Below are 17,164 nucleotides of genomic sequence, written 5' to 3' on the forward strand. Positions count from 1 at the left end.
TGGCACAAGTCATGGCAACCAGACCGGGCCTCGCGGCATCGCAGCGGTTGGGTTCGCCCCAATGTAGGAGCGACGTAAGTCGCGACCCGCCGACCCGGCCAACGTGCGGCGGTCATCGCCATGCGGCGGTCGCGCGAACGCACCCACGCGTGGATCGAGCGGAATGATTGTCAGTGGGTCGCGACTCACGTCGCTCCTACGGCCGCTCCGGGCGGCGGCCGCAGCCCAAGATCCGCCGCCGGGGGCTACTGCATATGCCACCCGTGGCTGACGATGAAGCTCTGCCCGGTCAGCGCGGCGCTCGGGAACTCGCACAGGAACCGCACCGTCTGCGCGACATCCTCGACCGTGGTGAAGATGCCATCGACAGTCTGCCCGAGCATCACGTTGCGGATCACCGCGTCCTCGCTGATCCCCAGCTCCTTCGACTGTTCCGGAATCTGCCTGTCGACCAGCGGCGTGCGCACGAAGCCCGGGCAGACCACGTGGCTGCGCACGCCGCGCTCGCCGCCCTCCTTCGCCAGCGTGCGTGACAGGCCGAGCAGGCCGTGCTTGGCGGTGACGTAGGCGGACTTGAGCTTGCTGGCCTGGTGCGAGTGCACCGAGCCCATGTAGATGACCGTACCGCCGCGCGGCCTGCCGTCCTCGCCCACCGCGTACATGTGCGGCAGCGCCACCTTCGTGGTCAGGAAGGCGCCGTCGAGGTGGATCGCCAGCATCTTCTTCCAGTCGGCGTAGCTGTAGTTCTCGATCGGGTTGACGATCTGGATGCCGGCGTTGGAGACGAGGATGTCGACCGGCCCCAGCGCCTCGACCACCTGTCCGGTGCCGGCGATGACCGCGGCCTCGTCGGTGACGTCCATGGCCACGCCGATGGCGCGGCCACCGGCCTGCCCGATCTCGGCGGCGACGGCGCGGGCGCCTTCAAGATTGATGTCGGCGACCGCAACCGCCGCGCCGGCGCGCGACAGCTCGAACGCGATTTCCCTGCCGATGCCGCTGGCCGCGCCGGTGACGAGGGCGACCTTGCCTTTGATCGGGGACATGCGCGGGCTCCGTGGATGCGATGACGCCCATGGTAGCGAGCGGAGGTGACGGCGCCCCGCGGCCGGGCGTGGTGCTTTCGTCCAATGGGCAGGGCGCCTGCCCCACTATAAGAGCGGCTTCAGCCGCGATCGGAAGCCGGCGCGAGCGGACGGCGATCCGATCGCGGCTGAAGCCGCTCCTACAAATGCCCGGGCCGGACGCCTCAGTCCTTCTTCTTGCGCTTCGGCTGCAGCATCGTGCCGGTGCAGTCCTTCGCCCCGCAGCGGCATTCCCAGATCTTCTTCATCCGCGGCGTGTGCGCCTCGGCGAGGGTGATGCCGTAGTTGTAGGCCAGCTCCTCGCCCGGCTTGATGTTGCGGGTCGCTTCGATAAACACCCGGTCCCGGCGGCGGTCGTCGCCGTCGTGCTCCTCCAGCACCGCCTCGCAGTTGGGCGCGCAACTGTGGTTGATCCAGCGCGCGACGCCGCCTTCGTAGTTGGCGTCGATCACGTACTCGTCGTTCAGGGTGAACAGGAAGGTGTGGCCGGACTCGGCATCGCCGGTGTCGCCGGCATCCACGTCGGCGTGGGTCCGGCGCCGGCCCTTGTACTCGATGATGCGCTCGCCCTTGCTGATGGGTTCGAGGGCGAATACGCCGTTGCCGTGGATGGCGGAGCGACGGGCGACGATCTTGCGCGGCATGCGGTTGTCCCAGCGGGCGAAACCCCGATTGTGCCGCAAGCCGCCGCGCCGGCATCACCGCCGGCCAATCGGGCGCTTGGCCTGGGCGCCGACAATCCGTACAATTCCGGTACGAATTGAGGCCGAGACCATGCTCCGGGTCACCAAGCTCACCGACTACGCGACCGTCGTCCTGACCGTGCTCGCCGCCGATCCCGAGGCCGTGCTGAGCGCGTCCGAGCTGGCCGAGCGCGCCGGGCTGGAGGCCCCGACGGTCAGCAAGCTGCTCAAGCCGCTGGCCCAGGCCGGTCTGGTGGACGGTTTCCGCGGCGCCAATGGCGGCTACCGGCTCGCCCGGGCGCCGGCCTCGATCAGCCTGGTCGAGGTGGTCGAGGCGATGGAAGGCCCGCTCGCGATGACCGAGTGCAGCATCCACGAAGGCAACTGCACCATCGAGGACCAGTGCGGCGTGCGCGCCAACTGGCGCCGGATCAACGACGTCGTGGTCGATGCACTGCGCAACGTCAGCCTCGCCCAGATGATCGACGGCGTGCCGCCCGCGCCGCCGGACACCCCCGCCCTTCCCTCCCGGCGCATCGACCTGCGCCTGGCGAACGCTTAACGAATGACAGGCAGCCAGATGGCCACCCAGCTCACCGATACCCGACCCGACACCGCCGTCGCCGAAGACGGCGCCAACCGGGAAATCCACGCCCAGCTCGGCCGCAAGTACGACGCCGGCTTCGTCACCGACATCGAGTCCGACAGCCTGCCGCCCGGGTTGGACGAAGACACCATCCGCGCGCTTTCGGCCAAGAAGGACGAGCCCGAGTGGATGACCGAATGGCGGTTGGCCGCGTACCGGCACTTCCTGACCATGCCGATGCCCGACTGGGCCAAGCTCGAGATCGCCCCGATCGACCTGCAGGCGCTGAGCTACTACTCCGCGCCGAAGGGCCCGAAGTACAAATCGCTCGACGAGGTGCCGCAGGAGCTGCTCGACACCTACGACAAGCTCGGCGTCCCGCTGCACGAGCGCGCCAAGCTCGCCGGCGTCGCGGTCGACGCGGTGTTCGATTCGGTGTCCGTCGGCACCACCTTCCGCAAGGAGTTGGCCGAGAAAGGCATCATCTTCTGCTCGATGTCGGAGGCCATCAAGGACCATCCGGAGCTGGTGAAGAAATACCTCGGCAGCGTGGTCCCGGTCGGCGACAACTACTTCGCCGCGCTCAACTCGGCGGTGTTCTCCGACGGTAGTTTCGTGTTCATCCCCGAGGGCGTGCGTTGCCCGATGGAGCTGAGCACCTACTTCCGCATCAACGCCGGCCACACCGGCCAGTTCGAGCGCACCCTGATCATCTGCGAGGACCGCGCGCAGGTCTCGTACCTGGAAGGCTGCACCGCGCCGATGCGCGACGAGAATCAGCTCCACGCGGCGGTGGTCGAGCTGGTCGCGCTGGAAGACGCCGACATCAAGTACTCGACCGTGCAGAACTGGTACCCCGGCGATGAGAACGGCGTCGGCGGCATCTACAACTTCGTGACCAAGCGCGGCGAGTGCCGCGGCGCGCGCAGCAGGATCCACTGGACCCAGGTCGAGACCGGTTCGGCGATCACCTGGAAGTATCCGAGCTGCGTGCTGATCGGCGACGACTCCACCGGCGAGTTCCACTCCGTCGCGCTGACCCACCACCGCCAGCAGGCCGATACCGGCACCAAGATGATCCACGTCGGCAAGCGCACCAAGAGCAAGATCATCAGCAAGGGCATCAGCGCCGGCCGCGGGCAGAACACCTACCGCGGGCTGGTCAAGGTGGCCGCAGGCGCGGAGGGCGCGCGCAACTACACCCAGTGCGACTCGCTGTTGATCGGCAAGAAGTGCGGCGCCCACACCTTCCCCTACATCGAGGTGAAGAACCCGACTGCGACCGTCGAGCACGAGGCGACCACCTCCAAGATCAGCGATGACCAGCTGTTCTACTGCCGCTCGCGCGGCATCGGCGAGGAGGACGCGGTGTCGATGATCGTCGACGGCTTCTGCAAGCAGGTCTTCCGCGAGCTGCCGATGGAGTTCGCGGTCGAAGCCAAGAAGCTGCTGGAAGTGAGCCTCGAGGGCTCGGTCGGCTAGACCGGGGCCAGGCCATGCAGGAGCGACGTGAGTCGCGACCTGTACATCGACACCAAGGTTCGGCGGGTCGCGACTCACGTCGCTCCTACAAGAGAACCCAACATTCCACCCGCTTGCGGGACACGGGAACACCACCATGCTGAAGATCGAAAACCTCCACGCCAGCGTCGCCGGCAAGCAGATCCTCAAGGGCCTCACGCTCGAGCTGCAGCCCGGCCAGGTGCACGCGATCATGGGCCCCAACGGCGCCGGCAAGTCGACGCTGGGCAACATCATCGCCGGGCGCGAGGGCTACGAAGTCACCGAAGGCTCGATCACCTTCAACGGCCGGGACCTGCTGGCGCTGGAGCCGGAGGAGCGCGCCGCGACCGGCGTGTTCCTCGCGTTCCAGTATCCGGTCGAGATTCCGGGCGTGAACAACACCTACTTCCTGCGCACCGCGCTCAACGCGCAGCGCAAGGCGCGTGGCGAGGCCGAGCTCGATTCGATGCAGTTCCTCAAGCTGGTGCGCGAGAAGCTCGCCGTGCTGCACCTGAAGGACGAGCTGCTGCACCGCGGTGTCAACGAGGGCTTCAGCGGCGGCGAGAAGAAACGCAACGAGATCTTCCAGCTGGCGCTGCTGGAACCGAAGCTGGCGATCCTCGACGAGACCGACTCCGGCCTCGACATCGACGCGCTCAAGACGGTCGCCGAAGGCGTCAACGCGCTGCGCTCATCCGAGCGCATGTTCCTGGTGATTACCCACTACCAGCGCCTGCTCGACTACATCAAGCCGGACGTGGTGCACGTGCTCGCCGATGGCCGCATCGTCGAGAGCGGCGGGCCCGAACTGGCCCTGCAGCTCGAAGAACACGGCTACGAGTGGCTCAAGGACCGCATGACGCCGGAGGCCGCCGCCTGATGAGCGCCCTGCTCGACTCGCTGGCGTCCACCCTGGACACGATCGCGGTGCGCGACGCCGCCGGGCTCGGCAACGCGCGCCGCGAGGCGCTCGACGCCGCCCTGCGCGACGGCCTGCCGCATGCGCGCGTGGAGGCATGGAAGTACACCCCGCTGCGGGCGCTGGAGCGCCGCAGCTTTGCCCGCGCCGAGGCCGCGCCGGCGTTCGACGCCGCCGCGCTGGACGCTATCCCGGCACCGCGGATCGTGTTCGCCAACGGCCGCTTCGATGCCGCGCGTTCCGACCTCGGCGGCCTGCCCGAGGGCGTCACGCTGCAGCCGCTGTCGCGGTTGCTGCACGACGACGACGAGCGCGGCGCCAACTTCCTCGCCCGCCGCTTCGAGCGCGCCGACGAGGTGTTCGCCCGGGTCAACGCCGCGCTCGCCGACGAGGGCGTGGTGCTGCGCGCGGACGCCGGCGTCCGCGCGCAGCAGCCCATCCATCTCGTGTTCGTGGGCGTGCCGGCGGATGGCGACCTCGCCTGGCACCTGCGCCACCTGATAGAGCTCAAGGCCGGCGCCGAGCTGCGCGTGGTCGAGCACCAGCTCTCGACCGGTGACCACCGCCACCTCGGCAACTCGCTGATGCACGTGCACCTCGGCCGCGACGCGCGCCTGCTGCACGGCCGGGTGCAGGACGAGTCGACCGGCGCCACCCTGCTCCACCGCACCGACGCGGTGCTGGCGCGCAACGCCGAGTACCGCCGGCTCGACCTCGAACTCGGCGCCGCGCTGTCACGGCACGAACTCAACGTCACCCTGCAGGGCGACAATGCGCGCCTGCATGCCAATGGCGTGCTGCTGGCCGATGGCAAGCGCCATCTCGACACCCGCCTCGGCGTCGACCACGCCGCGCGCGACACCGCGTGCGAGCTGACCTGGCGCGGCATCGGCGCCGACCGTGCGAAGGCGGTGTTCCACGGCGGCATCCTGATCCGCGAGGGCGCCGACGGCACCAACGCCAACCTGTCCAACAAGAACCTGCTGCTCAGTGCCGGCGCCGAGGTCGACACCCAGCCGGTGCTGGTGATCCACGCCGACGAGGTGCAGGCCGCGCACGGTGCGACGGTCGGCCAGCTCGACCCGACCGCGATGTTCTACCTGCGCTCGCGCGGTATCCCGGCCGATCGCGCCCGCGCGTTGCTGACCGCCGCGTTCTGCCGCGAGACGCTGTCGGTGATCGAGGACGACGTCGTGCGCGACGCGGTCGGCGCCCGGCTCGACGCTTCGCTGGCGCGCTCGGTCGCCGCCGGGATGGTGGACGCATGAACCACGAAGCCGCGATCGCCGCCGACGCCATCGACTGGGCGCGCATCCGCGAGGATTTCCCGGTGCTGAAGCGCCAGGTGCACGGCAAGCCGCTGGTGTACCTGGATTCGGCCAACACCGGGCAGAAGCCGGCGCAGGTGATCGACGCGGTCGACGACTTCTTCCGCCACCACAACGCCAACGTCAGCCGCGCCGTGCACGCACTCGGCAGCGAGGCGACCGAAGCCTACGAGGGCGCGCGCGCGAAGCTGGCCAGGTTCCTCAACGTCCGCGGCGACGAGCTGGTGCTGTGCAGTGGCACCACCTTCGCGATCAACCTGGTCGCCTACAGCTGGGCGCTGCCGCGGCTGAAGGCCGGCGACGCGATCGTGGTCACGCGGATGGAGCACCACGCCAACATCGTGCCGTGGCAGCTCGTCGCCGAGCGCACCGGCGCGACCATCAAGGTCGCCGACATCGACGAACGCGGCGACCTCGACCTCGACCAGCTGTATTCGCTGCTGACGCCCGAGGTGAAGCTGCTGGCGGTCGCGCACGTCTCCAACGTACTCGGCACGGTCAACCCGGTGCGCGAGATCTGCCGGCAGGCGCGCAGGCGCGGCATCGTTACCGTGGTCGACGGCTCGCAGGCGGCGCCGCACCGGCCGCTGGACGTGGCCGCCATCGGCTGCGACTTCTACGCGATCACCGGCCACAAGATGGCCGGCCCGACCGGCACCGGTGCGCTGTGGGCACGGCGCGAGCACCTCGATGCGATGCCGCCGTTCCTCGGCGGCGGCGAGATGATCAAGCAGGTGCGCTTCGACGGCACGATCTTTAACGATGCCCCGCACAAGTTCGAGGCCGGCACCCCCAACATCGCCGGCTTCATCGGCCTTGGTGCCGCGGTCGACTACCTGTCGGCGATCGGCATGGCCCACATCGAGGCGCGCGAGCAGGAGCTGCTGGCGTACGCGACCAGGCGACTCGACGAAACCGACGGCGTGCGCATCTTCGGCCGCGCGCGCGAGAAGGCGGCGGTGATCAGCTTCCTGATCGAAGGCGCGCACGCGCACGACCTCGCCACCCTGCTCGACCTCGAAGGCGTCGCGGTGCGCTCCGGCCACCACTGTGCGCACCCGCTGATGCAGCACTTCGGCGTGCCCGCGACCTGCCGCGCCTCGTTCGCGTTCTACAACACCTTCGAGGAGGTCGACGCCTTCATCGCTGCGCTGGGCAAGGTCCGCAAGCTGCTGCTCTGACACGCCCGACACCCCATGCCCGACCCGACCTTCCGCCACGCCACCGCCGCCGACGTCCCGGCCCTCGTCACGCTGGTCACCTCGGCCTACCGCGGCGAGGCCAGCCGCGCCGGCTGGACCACCGAGGCCGACCTGCTCGACGGCAACCGGATCGTCCCCGAGGTGCTGCTGGCCGACATCGCCCGCCCGCGCAGCCGCATCCTGCTGGCCGAGTGCGACGGCGCGCTGCTGGGCTGCGCCCACGTCGCCGAGGAGGACGGCGCCGGCTATTTCGGCATGTTCGCGGTGCGGCCCGAGCTGCAGGGCGGCGGACTGGGCCGGACGATCCTCGCCGAGGCCGAGCGCATCGCCGCCGCCGACTGGCGCCTGCCACTGATGCGGATGACGGTGATCGACCTGCGCACCGAACTGATCGACTGGTACGAGCGCCGCGGCTATCGGCGCACCGGCGAGACCAGACCCTTCCCTGCCACCGATCCGCGCTTCGGCCTGCCGCTGCGTGACGATCTGCGTTTCGCGGTGCTGGAGAAGGCTTTGCCGGGCGCGTGGGCCGAAGCGTGACCTGGAGTCATCTGCCCGCCCCAGGCACTGATCGCGGCTGAAGCCGCTCCTGCAAGAGCCGGACACTCCCATGACCGACTGGACCCGCGTCTGCACCACCGCCGAACTGCTGCCCGGCGAATCGACCGTCGCCTGGGATGGCGACACGCCAATCCTGGTCTGCAACTACGACGGCGATTTCTACGCGCTCGAGGATCGCTGCTCGCACGAGGACTTCGAACTGTCGGCCGGCCACTTCGATGGCGAGGACGCCACCATCGAATGCGTGCTGCACGGGGCGAAGTTCGACGTGCGTGATGGCCGCGCCCTGTGCGCCCCGGCCTACGAGCCGGCGGTGCGATTCCCGGTCAAGGTCGAGGATGGCGTGGTCTGGACCCGCGACGACCGCTGACCCGCTCCGCGGCCTCTTTTCGCCGCAAGCGTCTTCGATCCTCCTTTTCTGTCTGTTCGCAGCGCCTGCGCGGATGCGCAACAAATACTGTTGCGAATCATTCTTAATTGCGTTTAACATTCGCCACCACGTTGTGACGTAGCCAGTGCGGTTCCGCCAGGGACGGCACGCCACGCAGTGGACAACGCCACCCGCCCGCGAGCGGGCGAACCCCACTCCCCTGAAAGGCAAGGAAATGGCCCAGATCAAGAGCCGCAAGCACCCTGTTGTCCGCGCATCGTCGGCGCGCTCGCTCACCACCGCATCGCTGCTGACCGGCCTCGCCCTCGGCGCGCCGCTGGCAGCCGCCGCGCAGAGCACCGGCGGTCCCGCCGCCGAGGCGCAGGCCACCACGCTGGATCGCATCAACGTCGAAGGCAAGAAGATCAAGCGCTACTCCGGCGAGCTGACTTCCCCCAAGTTCACCCAGCCGCTGGTCGACACCACCCGCACCATCAACGTCATCGGCAGCGACCTGTTCAACGAGCAGGGCGCCACCACTCTCACCGAGGCGCTACGCAACAGCCCCGGCGTGAGCACCTTCTATGTCGGCGAGAACGGCAACACCACCACTGGCGACGCGGTCTACCTGCGCGGCTTCGACACCTCCGGCAGCATCTTCGTGGACGGCGTGCGCGACCTCGGCTCGATCTCGCGCGACGTGTTCAACATCGAACAGATCGAAGTCGCCAAGGGCCCGGCCGGCACCGACAACGGCCGCACCGCGCCGACCGGCGCGATCAACCTGGTGACCAAGCGTCCGTTCCTGCGCGACAGCACGTCGGCCATGGCGTCCTATGGCAGCGCCGACCAGGCCCGCCTTACCGCCGACTGGAACCGGACGTTCGGCCAGGGCGCGGCGTTCCGCCTCAACCTGCTCGCCCAGGACGGCGGCGTGCCGGCGCGCGACGTGGTCGAGAACAAGCGCTGGGGCGTCGCTCCGTCCCTGGGCTTCGGGCTCGACACCGCGACCCGGGTCTACCTCGACTTCCTGCACGTGCAGCAGGAGAACCTCCCCGACGGCGGCGTGCCCACCATCGGCCTGCCGGGCTACACCTCGCCGGACCCGGCGCGCCCGGAGATCGGCACCGCTCCGCAGGTCGACCCGGAGAACTTCTACGGCACGCTGTCGGACTTCGACGATGTGACCGCTGACATGGCGACCGTGCGCGTCGAACACGACTTCGGCGCCGACGCGCGCCTGACCAACACCACCCGCTGGGGCCGCACCCGGCAGGACTACATGCTGACCGCGTTCATGGGCGGTGCCGGCAACCTGGTGACTCCGGACCTGGCCGACCCCTCGACCTGGACGATCACCCGCAACCTGCCGACCTTCAAGGACCAGCGCAACGAGATCCTCACCAACCAGACCAGCCTGGTCGCTTCGTTCGAAGCCGGCGGTGTGCAGCACGACCTCAGCACCGGACTGGAGCTGACCCGCGAGGAGCTGCAGTCGCTCGGCGTGGCCGCGCTGGACGGCACCGCCTGGCCGGCGGCCGACCTCTACCAGCCCGACCCCGCGGTGACCGGCCTGGTGCGTGGACACACCGGCGCACGCGGCGACGGCCGCACCGACACCGCCGCGATCTACGCGTTCGACACGGTCACCTTCAATGAACGCTGGCAGCTCAACGGCGGCATCCGGCTCGACCACTACACCACCGAGTACAGCAGCCTGGTGCCGTGCGGCGGACGCCGCGGCCCGGACTGCGGCGGCGAACCGGAAGGTTCGATCGTGCCGGGCGTCGATGACGACACCTCCGACACCCTGTTCAACTGGAAGCTTGGCGTGCTGTTCAAGCCGGCCCGCAACGGCAGCATCTACGCCAACTACGCGATCTCCCAGCAGCCTCCGGGCGGCGCCAGCCTCGAGCTGAGCGACAGCGCCAACAGCGCCAACAACCCCGCGTTCGACCCGCAGAAGGCCAGGACCGCCGAAATCGGCACCAAGTGGGAACTCGCCGGCGACGCCCTGCTGCTGACCGCCGCCGCCTACGACACCGAGATCACCAACGAGATCGTGCAGGACCCGATCGACCAGCTCTACTACCAGACCGGCCGCAAGCGCGTGCGCGGGGTGGAGCTGAGCGCGGTAGGCCGGATCACCGATGCCTGGATGATCTCGACCGGGTTCACCACGATGGACACCGAAGTGGTCGAGGGCCCGACGGTCTCGGTCGACGGCTCCACCGACCTGGCCTACACGCCCGAGCACGCGTTCACCGCCTGGACCACCTACCAGTTCCCCTTCGGCCTGACCGTGGGCGGCGGCGCACGCTACTCCGGCGAGCTCAAGCGCGGCAACGACGGTGCGGTCGGCACCCCGGCCTACACCGAGGATTACTGGGTGGTCGACGCGGTCGCCAGCTACGCGTTCAGCGAACAGTTCGAGCTGCGGTTGAACCTCTACAACCTGCTCGACGAGGAGTACGTGGCGGCCATCAACAAGAGCGGCTACCGCTACACCCCCGGCGCACCGCGTTCGGCCATGCTGACCGCCAGTTTCCGCTTCTGACCGGCATCGCCGGCACCCTCCGGAAGACCCAGGCAACAAGGACGCCTTCCCCCGGGAAGGCGTCCGCGCATCGAGAGGACGCACCATGCTGCTGCACATCCCCGGGATCCTGGACGACGCGCAACTGGCCCGGTTCGGCCAGGCGCTCGGTGCCGCCGACTGGACCGACGGCCGGCAGACCGTCGGTCCGCAGGGCGCAAGGGTCAAGCGCAACCTGCAGCTGCCGGAGGATTCCCCGGTGCGGCGGCAGCTGGGGGCGGAGGTGCTCTCGGCGCTGGCCGGCAACCCGCAGTACTTCTCGGCGGTGCTGCCCGCGCGCACGCTGCCGCCACGCTTCAACCGTTACGAGGGCGGCGGCGAATACGGGTTCCACGTCGACGGTTCGGTGATGGCACTGGCCCCGCCGGCAGACGGCGCCGCGACCCACCTGCGCACCGACGTGTCCTGCACGCTCTTCCTCTCCGCGCCCGAGGACTACGACGGCGGCGAGCTCGTCATCCATGACACCTACGGCGAACACGAGGTCAAGCTGGCGGCCGGCGACCTCATCGTCTATCCCTCCAGCAGCCTGCACCGGGTCGCGCCGGTTACCCGCGGCGCGCGGGTGGCGGCGTTTTTCTGGGTGCAGAGCCTGGTCCGCGATGATGGCCGGCGCCAGATGCTGTACGAGCTGGACGGCGCCATCCAGGCGCTCACCCGGACCGGCGCGGACGCCGAAGCCGTGCTGCGGCTGACCGGCGTGTACCACAACCTGCTGCGGCGCTGGGCCGAGACCTGAGCGGCGCTGGCGGCACGCCACCCTTCCCCGCCGCCGCAGCGACGCGCACCCGCAACCCGTACATCGTTGAAGTGGATCCCCGACAGCCATGACCACCACCTTCCGCAACGCGATCTTCCAGCTGCACTGGTTCTTCGGCATCACCGCGGGCATCGTGCTCGCGCTGGTCGGGGTGACCGGCGGCATCCTCAGTTTCGAGGACGAGATCCTCAAGGCGCTCAACCCGGGCGTGATGACGGTGGAGCCGCGCGGCGCGGCCCTCGCGCCCTCGGCGCTGGTCGAGCGCGTGGGCGAGCAGCGGCCGGGCGAGGCGATCACCTCGCTTGAACTGTCGTCCGATCCGCGCGACGCGGCCATGGTCGGCTTCGCGCCGAAGGACGGCGGCCGTCGCGGCGAGCGGCGCCATGTCGACCCGTATACCGGCGAGGTGCTGCCCGAACCGCGCCACCAGGGTTTCTTCCGCACCACGATGCAGCTGCACCGCTGGCTGGTGGCCGACGACATCGGCAAGCAGATCGTCGGGGCCTCGACGGTGATCCTGGTGTTCTTCTGCCTTTCCGGCCTGTACCTGCGCTGGCCGCGGCGCTGGGGCAGCCTGAGAACGTGGTTCGCGTTGGACTGGCGGCAGAAGGGCCGCAACTTCCTCTGGCACCTGCACTCGATCGTCGGCACCTGGGTCCTCGTCACCTATCTGGTGATGTCGCTGACCGGGTTGTGGTGGTCCTACGACTGGTACCGCGACGCGGTCAACCGCTGGGCCGAGGGCGGCGCGCAGGAGAAGACGGCGCGGGTCGAAGCGGCCGACCGCGGCGAGCCCCCGGCGCTGGACGTGGACGCCGCCTGGCGCGCCTTCACCGCGGCGGCGCCCGCGTGGAGCAGTGCCACGCTCGGCTGGCCCAGGGGCGACGGCCCACTGGAGTTCCGCTACCTCGACGCCGATCCCGCCCACGAGCGCGCGCGCAACACGCTCAGCCTCGACCGCTGGACCCTCGCTCCGGCGGCGCACGAGCGCTACGACGACGGCAGCTGGCGGCAGAAGATCGGCGCCAGCATGTTCGCCCTGCACCGCGGCAGCTTCTTCGGCCTCGGCGGCGTGGTCATCTTCATGCTCACCAGCCTGCTGATGCCGCTGTTCGCGATCACCGGCTGGATGCTCTACCTCGACCGCCGCCGCGGCCAGCGCGCCGCCCGCCAGCTGGCGCGCGAGGCGCAGGCACGCCCGGCCGTGGCCAGCGCGGATGGTGCCGGCCCGGTCCTGGTCGCCCACGCGAGCCAGACCGGCACCGCCGAAGGGCTCGCCTGGAAGACCGCGGCGATGCTGCGCGACGCCGGCTGCGCGGCCGAGGTCCACGCGCTGGGCACGCTGGCCCCGGAGCGGCTGGCCGCGTACCCGCGGGCACTGTTCGTGGTGTCGACCTTCGGCGACGGGGAAGCTCCCGACCCGGCGCGGGCGTTCGCGCGGCGGCTGCGCGACCACCCGCCGGGACTGGGCGGGCTGCGCTATGGCGTGCTCGCCCTGGGCGACCGCGACTACGGCGAACATTTCTGCGGCTTCGGGCGCGCACTCGACCAGCAGCTCCACCACGCCGGCGCGCAGCCGCTGTTCGACCGGGTTGACGTCGACGGCGGCGACCCGGCCGCGCTGCGCCACTGGCAGCACCACCTCGGCCAGCTCACCGGGCACACCGGGGCACCGGACTGGCGTGCCCCCGAATACCGCGAGTGGCGCCTGGCCGAGCGGCGCCTGCTCAATCCCGGCAGCGCGGGCGGGCCGGCCTTCCACCTCGCCCTGGTGCCGGTGGATCCCGGCGACCTCCACTGGGAGGCGGGCGACATCGCCGAGATCGGTCCGCGCCATGCGCCGGCCGACGTCGACGCCTGGTTGGCGGCGGCCGGTCTGGACGGGAACGAAACCGTGTCCGCCGGCGACAGCGAGCAGGCGCTCGACGCCATGCTGGCGCGTTCGCAGTTGCCCGACCCGATGCCGGCACGCTGGCAATCGGCGCAGGCGGTGGCCGACGTCCTCAAGCCGCTGCCGCACCGCGAATACTCCATCGCCTCGCTGCCCTCGGACGGCAGCCTGCAGTTGCTGATCCGGCGGATGACCCACCCGGACGGCCGCCCCGGCAGTGGCAGCGGCTGGCTCACCTCGACCGCGGCGGTCGGCGACGCCATCGACGTGCGCATCCGCAGCAACCCGTCGTTCCATCCGCCCGCCGACGCGCGGCCGCTGCTGCTGGTCGGCAACGGCACCGGGCTGGCGGGCCTGCGGGCGGTGCTGAAGGCCCGCATCGCCGCCGGCCACGACCGCAACTGGCTGCTGTTCGGCGAGCGCAGCGCGGCCCACGACGGGTTCCACACCGCGGAACTGCAGGCCTGGCAGCGCGACGGCCACCTGCGCCGGCTGGACCTGGTGTTCTCGCGCGACCAGCCCGGGCGCCGCTACGTCCAGCACGTGCTGGCCGAAGCCGCCGAGGAGGTCCGGCGGTGGTTCGACGCCGGCGCCGCGGTGTACGTCTGCGGCAGCCTGGAGGGGATGGCACCGGGGGTCGACGCGGTGCTGGCCGACATCGTCGGCCGCGACGCACTGGAAGCGATGGCGGCCGAGGGCCGCTACCGTCGCGACGTGTATTGAGCGCCGCTAGGGCGACCGCGCCGCCAGCCTGATCAGGAGCGCCTCGCCACCGCCGTCCAGCACGTGGCGCAGGCGCTCCGGCCCGGCGGCGAGGATCGCGGTATCGCCCGATTCGAGCGCCGGCAGGCCGGAGGCGTCGGCGAACCGCGCCTGGCCGGCCATCAGGTGTACCGCCCAGACCGAATGCGGCTCGGCGAAGATCACCATCGGTCCGGCCAGCGGCCGGTGCCAGAGCTCGGCGGTGACGCGGTCGCGGCGCCACATGAGGTTGAAGTCGTGGGTCGGGCCGTCCAGCAGCTCACCGGTGAGCGCGCGTTCGCCGGCGAACCGGTGACGGTCGTGCGGCGGGTGCAGTTCCACCGCCTCGCCGTCGTCGAATCGCAGGCGCAGGCCGTTGCCCGACAGCAGTACCAGCTCGCGGTCCACGCCGGGGAAGCTGGAGAACGCGGCATCCTGCTCGATCTCCGCGATCGACAGCCGCCAGTCCCAGTCATCGCCGCTGCCCGTACGACAGATCTCGCGGGTCCAGCCCAGCTGGTTGCGCCAGCGTTCGCGACGGTATTCGTTGGCGGGAATGACGCGGGAACCGGACATGGCGATACCGGGCATGGCGGGGCGCGCCAGTCTAGCGACCGGGCACCCGCCCCTGCACGGCGAGGGTCGGGGCCAACGAGCTCCGGCCGGGACCGCGCATGCCCCAAAAGAGTGCCGCCCGCCGCGGTTCCTTCCGCGGCGGGCGGCGCACATCCGTGTCCAGGGCTCCCCCTGATCTCCTGCGGGCGTCCTGCCCGCGCTTGCCCATGCGTCAGCGCTTGGCGCTGGCGGCACTCGCCTTGGCGGCGCCGACCACGATGCGATCGCGGTTCTTCTCGATGGTGGCCAGGCCGATGCCCTTGACCAGCGCCAGCTGCTCGGCGCTGCGGAACGCGCCGTTGGCCTCGCGGTAGTCGACGATCGCGCGGGCCTTGGCCGGCCCGACGTTGAGCAGCACCTGGTCGAGGGTGGCCGCGTCGGCGGTGTTGATGTTGACCTTCTCGGCGGCAAGCGCCGAGCCGGCGAGCAGCAGAGACAGCAGCAGCGACTTGGCGAGGATGGCTACGGTGTTGATGGACTTCATGACGGGCTCCTTCCGGTGAGTGGCGTGACGAGGACGGTCCAGCCGGCGTCCCTGGCCGGTGGAGACAGTCTCCCCGCCGCCGCGGCGCGGCCCCATCGCCTTACCGGCCGCCGGACGCCCGGAACCCGCCGCATGCCGCTGTAGGAAAAGTCCTACACGGCCGCCGGCGCTACAATTGGCCTCTTTGCAAGACGAGGCCGGACCATGGAAGCCAACAAGATCGACCACGCCCGAATCGAGCGCTTCGTGGGCTCCAAGTGGGACGACGAGATCGTCCCGCAGCTCGCGGAATACATCCGCATCCCCAACAAGTCGCCGATGTTCGACACCAGGTGGGTCGAGCACGGCTACATGGACCAGGCCGTCGCGCTGATGGAAGGCTGGGCGAAGGCGCAGCGGATCGAAGGGATGCAGGTCGAGGTGGTCCGGCTGGAAGGCCGCACGCCCCTGATCTTCCTCGACATCCCGGCCGCCAACGGTGGCAGCAATGACGACTGCGTGCTGCTGTACGGCCACCTCGACAAGCAGCCGGAGATGACCGGCTGGGACGACGACCTCGGCCCGTGGAAGCCGGTGATCAAGGGTGACCGCCTGTACGGCCGCGGCGGCGCCGACGACGGCTACGCGATCTACGGTTCGCTGACCTCGATCATGGCGCTGCAGGAGCAGGGCCTGCCGCATTCGCGCTGCGTGATCCTGATCGAGGCCTGCGAGGAATCCGGCAGCTACGACCTGCCGGCCTACGTCGACCACCTCGCCGACCGCATCGGCAAGCCGTCGCTGGTGGTCTGCCTCGATTCGGGCTGCGGCAACTACGACCAGTTGTGGTGCACCACCTCGCTGCGCGGGCTGGCCGGCGGCAATTTCACCGTCAAGGTGCTCGACGAGGGCGTGCACTCGGGCGATGCGTCCGGCGTGGTGCCGTCGAGCTTCCGCCTGCTGCGCCAGCTGCTGTCGCGGCTGGAGGACGAGACCAGCGGCCGCATCCTGGTCGAGGGCCTGCACGTCGAGGTCCCGGCCGAGCGGCTGGAACAGGCGCGGCGCGCGGCCGGCGTGCTCGGCGAAGCGGTGTTCGACAAATTCCCGCTGCTCGACGGCATGACCCCGATGAACGACGACCTCGCCGAGCTGGTGCTCAACCGCACCTGGCGCCCGGCGCTGTCGGTGACCGGTATCGACGGCATGCCGCCGCTGGACTCGGCCGGCAACGTGCTGCGCCCGCACACCGCGGTGAAGCTGTCGCTGCGCCTGCCGCCGACGCTGGACGGCAAGAAGGCCGGTGAGCTGCTGAAGGACGTGCTGCTGCGCGACCCGCCCAATGGCGCGCATGTCGCGCTGGAGCTGGAGAAGTCCTCCAGCGGCTGGAATGCCCCGGCGCAGTCGCCGTGGCTCAACCGCGCGATCGAGGATGCCAGCCAGGCGTTCTACGGCAAGCCGGCAATGTACATGGGCGAAGGCGGCTCGATCCCGTTCATGGGCATGCTCGGCGAGAAGTTCCCGGGCGCGCAGTTCATGATCACCGGCGTGCTCGGCCCGCATTCCAACGCGCACGGCCCCAACGAGTTCCTGCACATCCCGATGGGCAAGCGCGTCACCGCCTGCGTCGCCCACGTCATCGCCGACCACCACCGCGCCAGCGCGCGCGGCGAGACCACCGGCGTGGCGGCCGCGGCCAGCACGCAGGAGCGCGGCGAGCACGGCTGCTGCTGAGCCGTCCGCGATTGAACGTCAAACGACACCCCGGTTCGCCGGGGTGTTTTTTTGTGCGTGGCCGAAGCGGTAACGGCATGACCGTATAACCCGTGCTCCTTTCCGCCGTGGCGCGGCGGTTCCTAGGCTG

At 70.0% G+C, this 17,164-nt stretch carries 15 protein-coding genes; 11 read left to right on the forward strand and 4 right to left on the reverse strand.

Going from position 1 to position 17,164, the window contains the following annotated elements; translation table 11 throughout:
• Window positions 1–245: 245 nt before the first annotated feature.
• Complete coding sequence (locus U8331_RS11010) at window positions 246–1,046, reverse strand: 3-hydroxybutyrate dehydrogenase (protein WP_481131076.1); 801 nt, start codon at window positions 1,044–1,046, stop codon at window positions 246–248.
• 203 nt (window positions 1,047–1,249) lie between these two features.
• Window positions 1,250–1,729 carry an SET domain-containing protein gene (locus U8331_RS11015; RefSeq protein WP_481131077.1) on the reverse strand — a complete coding sequence of 160 codons (480 nt, stop codon included), beginning with the start codon at window positions 1,727–1,729 and terminating at the stop codon, window positions 1,250–1,252.
• A 130-nt stretch (window positions 1,730–1,859) separates the two neighbouring features.
• Between U8331_RS11015 and U8331_RS11020 the strand changes: the two genes are divergently transcribed.
• The 10 genes from U8331_RS11020 to U8331_RS11065 all read left to right on the forward strand — a co-directional run bounded on the left by U8331_RS11020 (window position 1,860) and on the right by U8331_RS11065 (window position 14,207).
• On the forward strand, window positions 1,860–2,330 hold the full coding sequence (locus U8331_RS11020; RefSeq protein WP_481131078.1) for an SUF system Fe-S cluster assembly regulator: 471 nt from the start codon (window positions 1,860–1,862) through the stop codon (window positions 2,328–2,330).
• A gap of 18 nt (window positions 2,331–2,348) precedes the next feature.
• Window positions 2,349–3,836: a Fe-S cluster assembly protein SufB gene (gene sufB / locus U8331_RS11025; RefSeq protein ID WP_481131079.1), complete on the forward strand. Its 1,488-nt coding sequence runs from the start codon at window positions 2,349–2,351 to the stop codon at window positions 3,834–3,836.
• Between the two features lie 136 nt (window positions 3,837–3,972).
• Window positions 3,973–4,737: a Fe-S cluster assembly ATPase SufC gene (gene sufC / locus U8331_RS11030; RefSeq protein ID WP_481131080.1), complete on the forward strand. Its 765-nt coding sequence runs from the start codon at window positions 3,973–3,975 to the stop codon at window positions 4,735–4,737.
• Window positions 4,737–6,044 carry a Fe-S cluster assembly protein SufD gene (gene sufD, locus U8331_RS11035; RefSeq protein WP_481131081.1) on the forward strand — a complete coding sequence of 436 codons (1,308 nt, stop codon included), beginning with the start codon at window positions 4,737–4,739 and terminating at the stop codon, window positions 6,042–6,044. The genes sufC and sufD overlap by 1 nt, the downstream gene beginning before the upstream one ends.
• Window positions 6,041–7,285 carry a cysteine desulfurase gene (locus U8331_RS11040; RefSeq protein ID WP_481131082.1) on the forward strand — a complete coding sequence of 415 codons (1,245 nt, stop codon included), beginning with the start codon at window positions 6,041–6,043 and terminating at the stop codon, window positions 7,283–7,285. Before sufD ends, U8331_RS11040 begins: the two co-directional genes overlap by 4 nt.
• Before the next feature lie 15 nt (window positions 7,286–7,300).
• Window positions 7,301–7,846, forward strand: a complete 546-nt coding sequence (locus U8331_RS11045) for a GNAT family N-acetyltransferase (protein WP_481131083.1) — start codon at window positions 7,301–7,303, stop codon at window positions 7,844–7,846.
• A gap of 70 nt (window positions 7,847–7,916) precedes the next feature.
• Window positions 7,917–8,237: a non-heme iron oxygenase ferredoxin subunit gene (locus U8331_RS11050; RefSeq protein ID WP_481131084.1), complete on the forward strand. Its 321-nt coding sequence runs from the start codon at window positions 7,917–7,919 to the stop codon at window positions 8,235–8,237.
• A 235-nt stretch (window positions 8,238–8,472) separates the two neighbouring features.
• Window positions 8,473–10,794, forward strand: coding sequence for a catecholate siderophore receptor Fiu (locus U8331_RS11055; protein WP_481131085.1), 2,322 nt, complete (start codon window positions 8,473–8,475; stop codon window positions 10,792–10,794).
• Window positions 10,795–10,879: 85 nt separating this feature from the next.
• Window positions 10,880–11,572: a Fe2+-dependent dioxygenase gene (locus U8331_RS11060; RefSeq protein WP_481131086.1), complete on the forward strand. Its 693-nt coding sequence runs from the start codon at window positions 10,880–10,882 to the stop codon at window positions 11,570–11,572.
• Window positions 11,573–11,660: 88 nt separating this feature from the next.
• On the forward strand, window positions 11,661–14,207 hold the full coding sequence (locus U8331_RS11065) for a PepSY domain-containing protein (RefSeq protein ID WP_481131087.1): 2,547 nt from the start codon (window positions 11,661–11,663) through the stop codon (window positions 14,205–14,207).
• Window positions 14,208–14,213: 6 nt separating this feature from the next.
• On the opposite strand, the gene U8331_RS11070 is transcribed toward U8331_RS11065, so the two are convergent.
• Window positions 14,214–14,801 carry a HutD/Ves family protein gene (locus U8331_RS11070; RefSeq protein WP_481131088.1) on the reverse strand — a complete coding sequence of 196 codons (588 nt, stop codon included), beginning with the start codon at window positions 14,799–14,801 and terminating at the stop codon, window positions 14,214–14,216.
• A 211-nt stretch (window positions 14,802–15,012) separates the two neighbouring features.
• Window positions 15,013–15,324 carry a ComEA family DNA-binding protein gene (locus U8331_RS11075; RefSeq protein WP_481131089.1) on the reverse strand — a complete coding sequence of 104 codons (312 nt, stop codon included), beginning with the start codon at window positions 15,322–15,324 and terminating at the stop codon, window positions 15,013–15,015.
• A gap of 219 nt (window positions 15,325–15,543) precedes the next feature.
• On the opposite strand from U8331_RS11075, the gene U8331_RS11080 reads away from it, so the two are divergent.
• The gene (locus tag U8331_RS11080) at window positions 15,544–17,034 is read left to right on the forward strand and encodes a M20 family metallopeptidase (protein WP_481132961.1); all 1,491 of its coding nucleotides are present in this window, start codon (window positions 15,544–15,546) and stop codon (window positions 17,032–17,034) included.
• The last annotated feature ends 130 nt before the right edge of the window (window positions 17,035–17,164 follow it).

This window comes from Lysobacter sp. CC-YZS074, assembly GCF_056739745.1.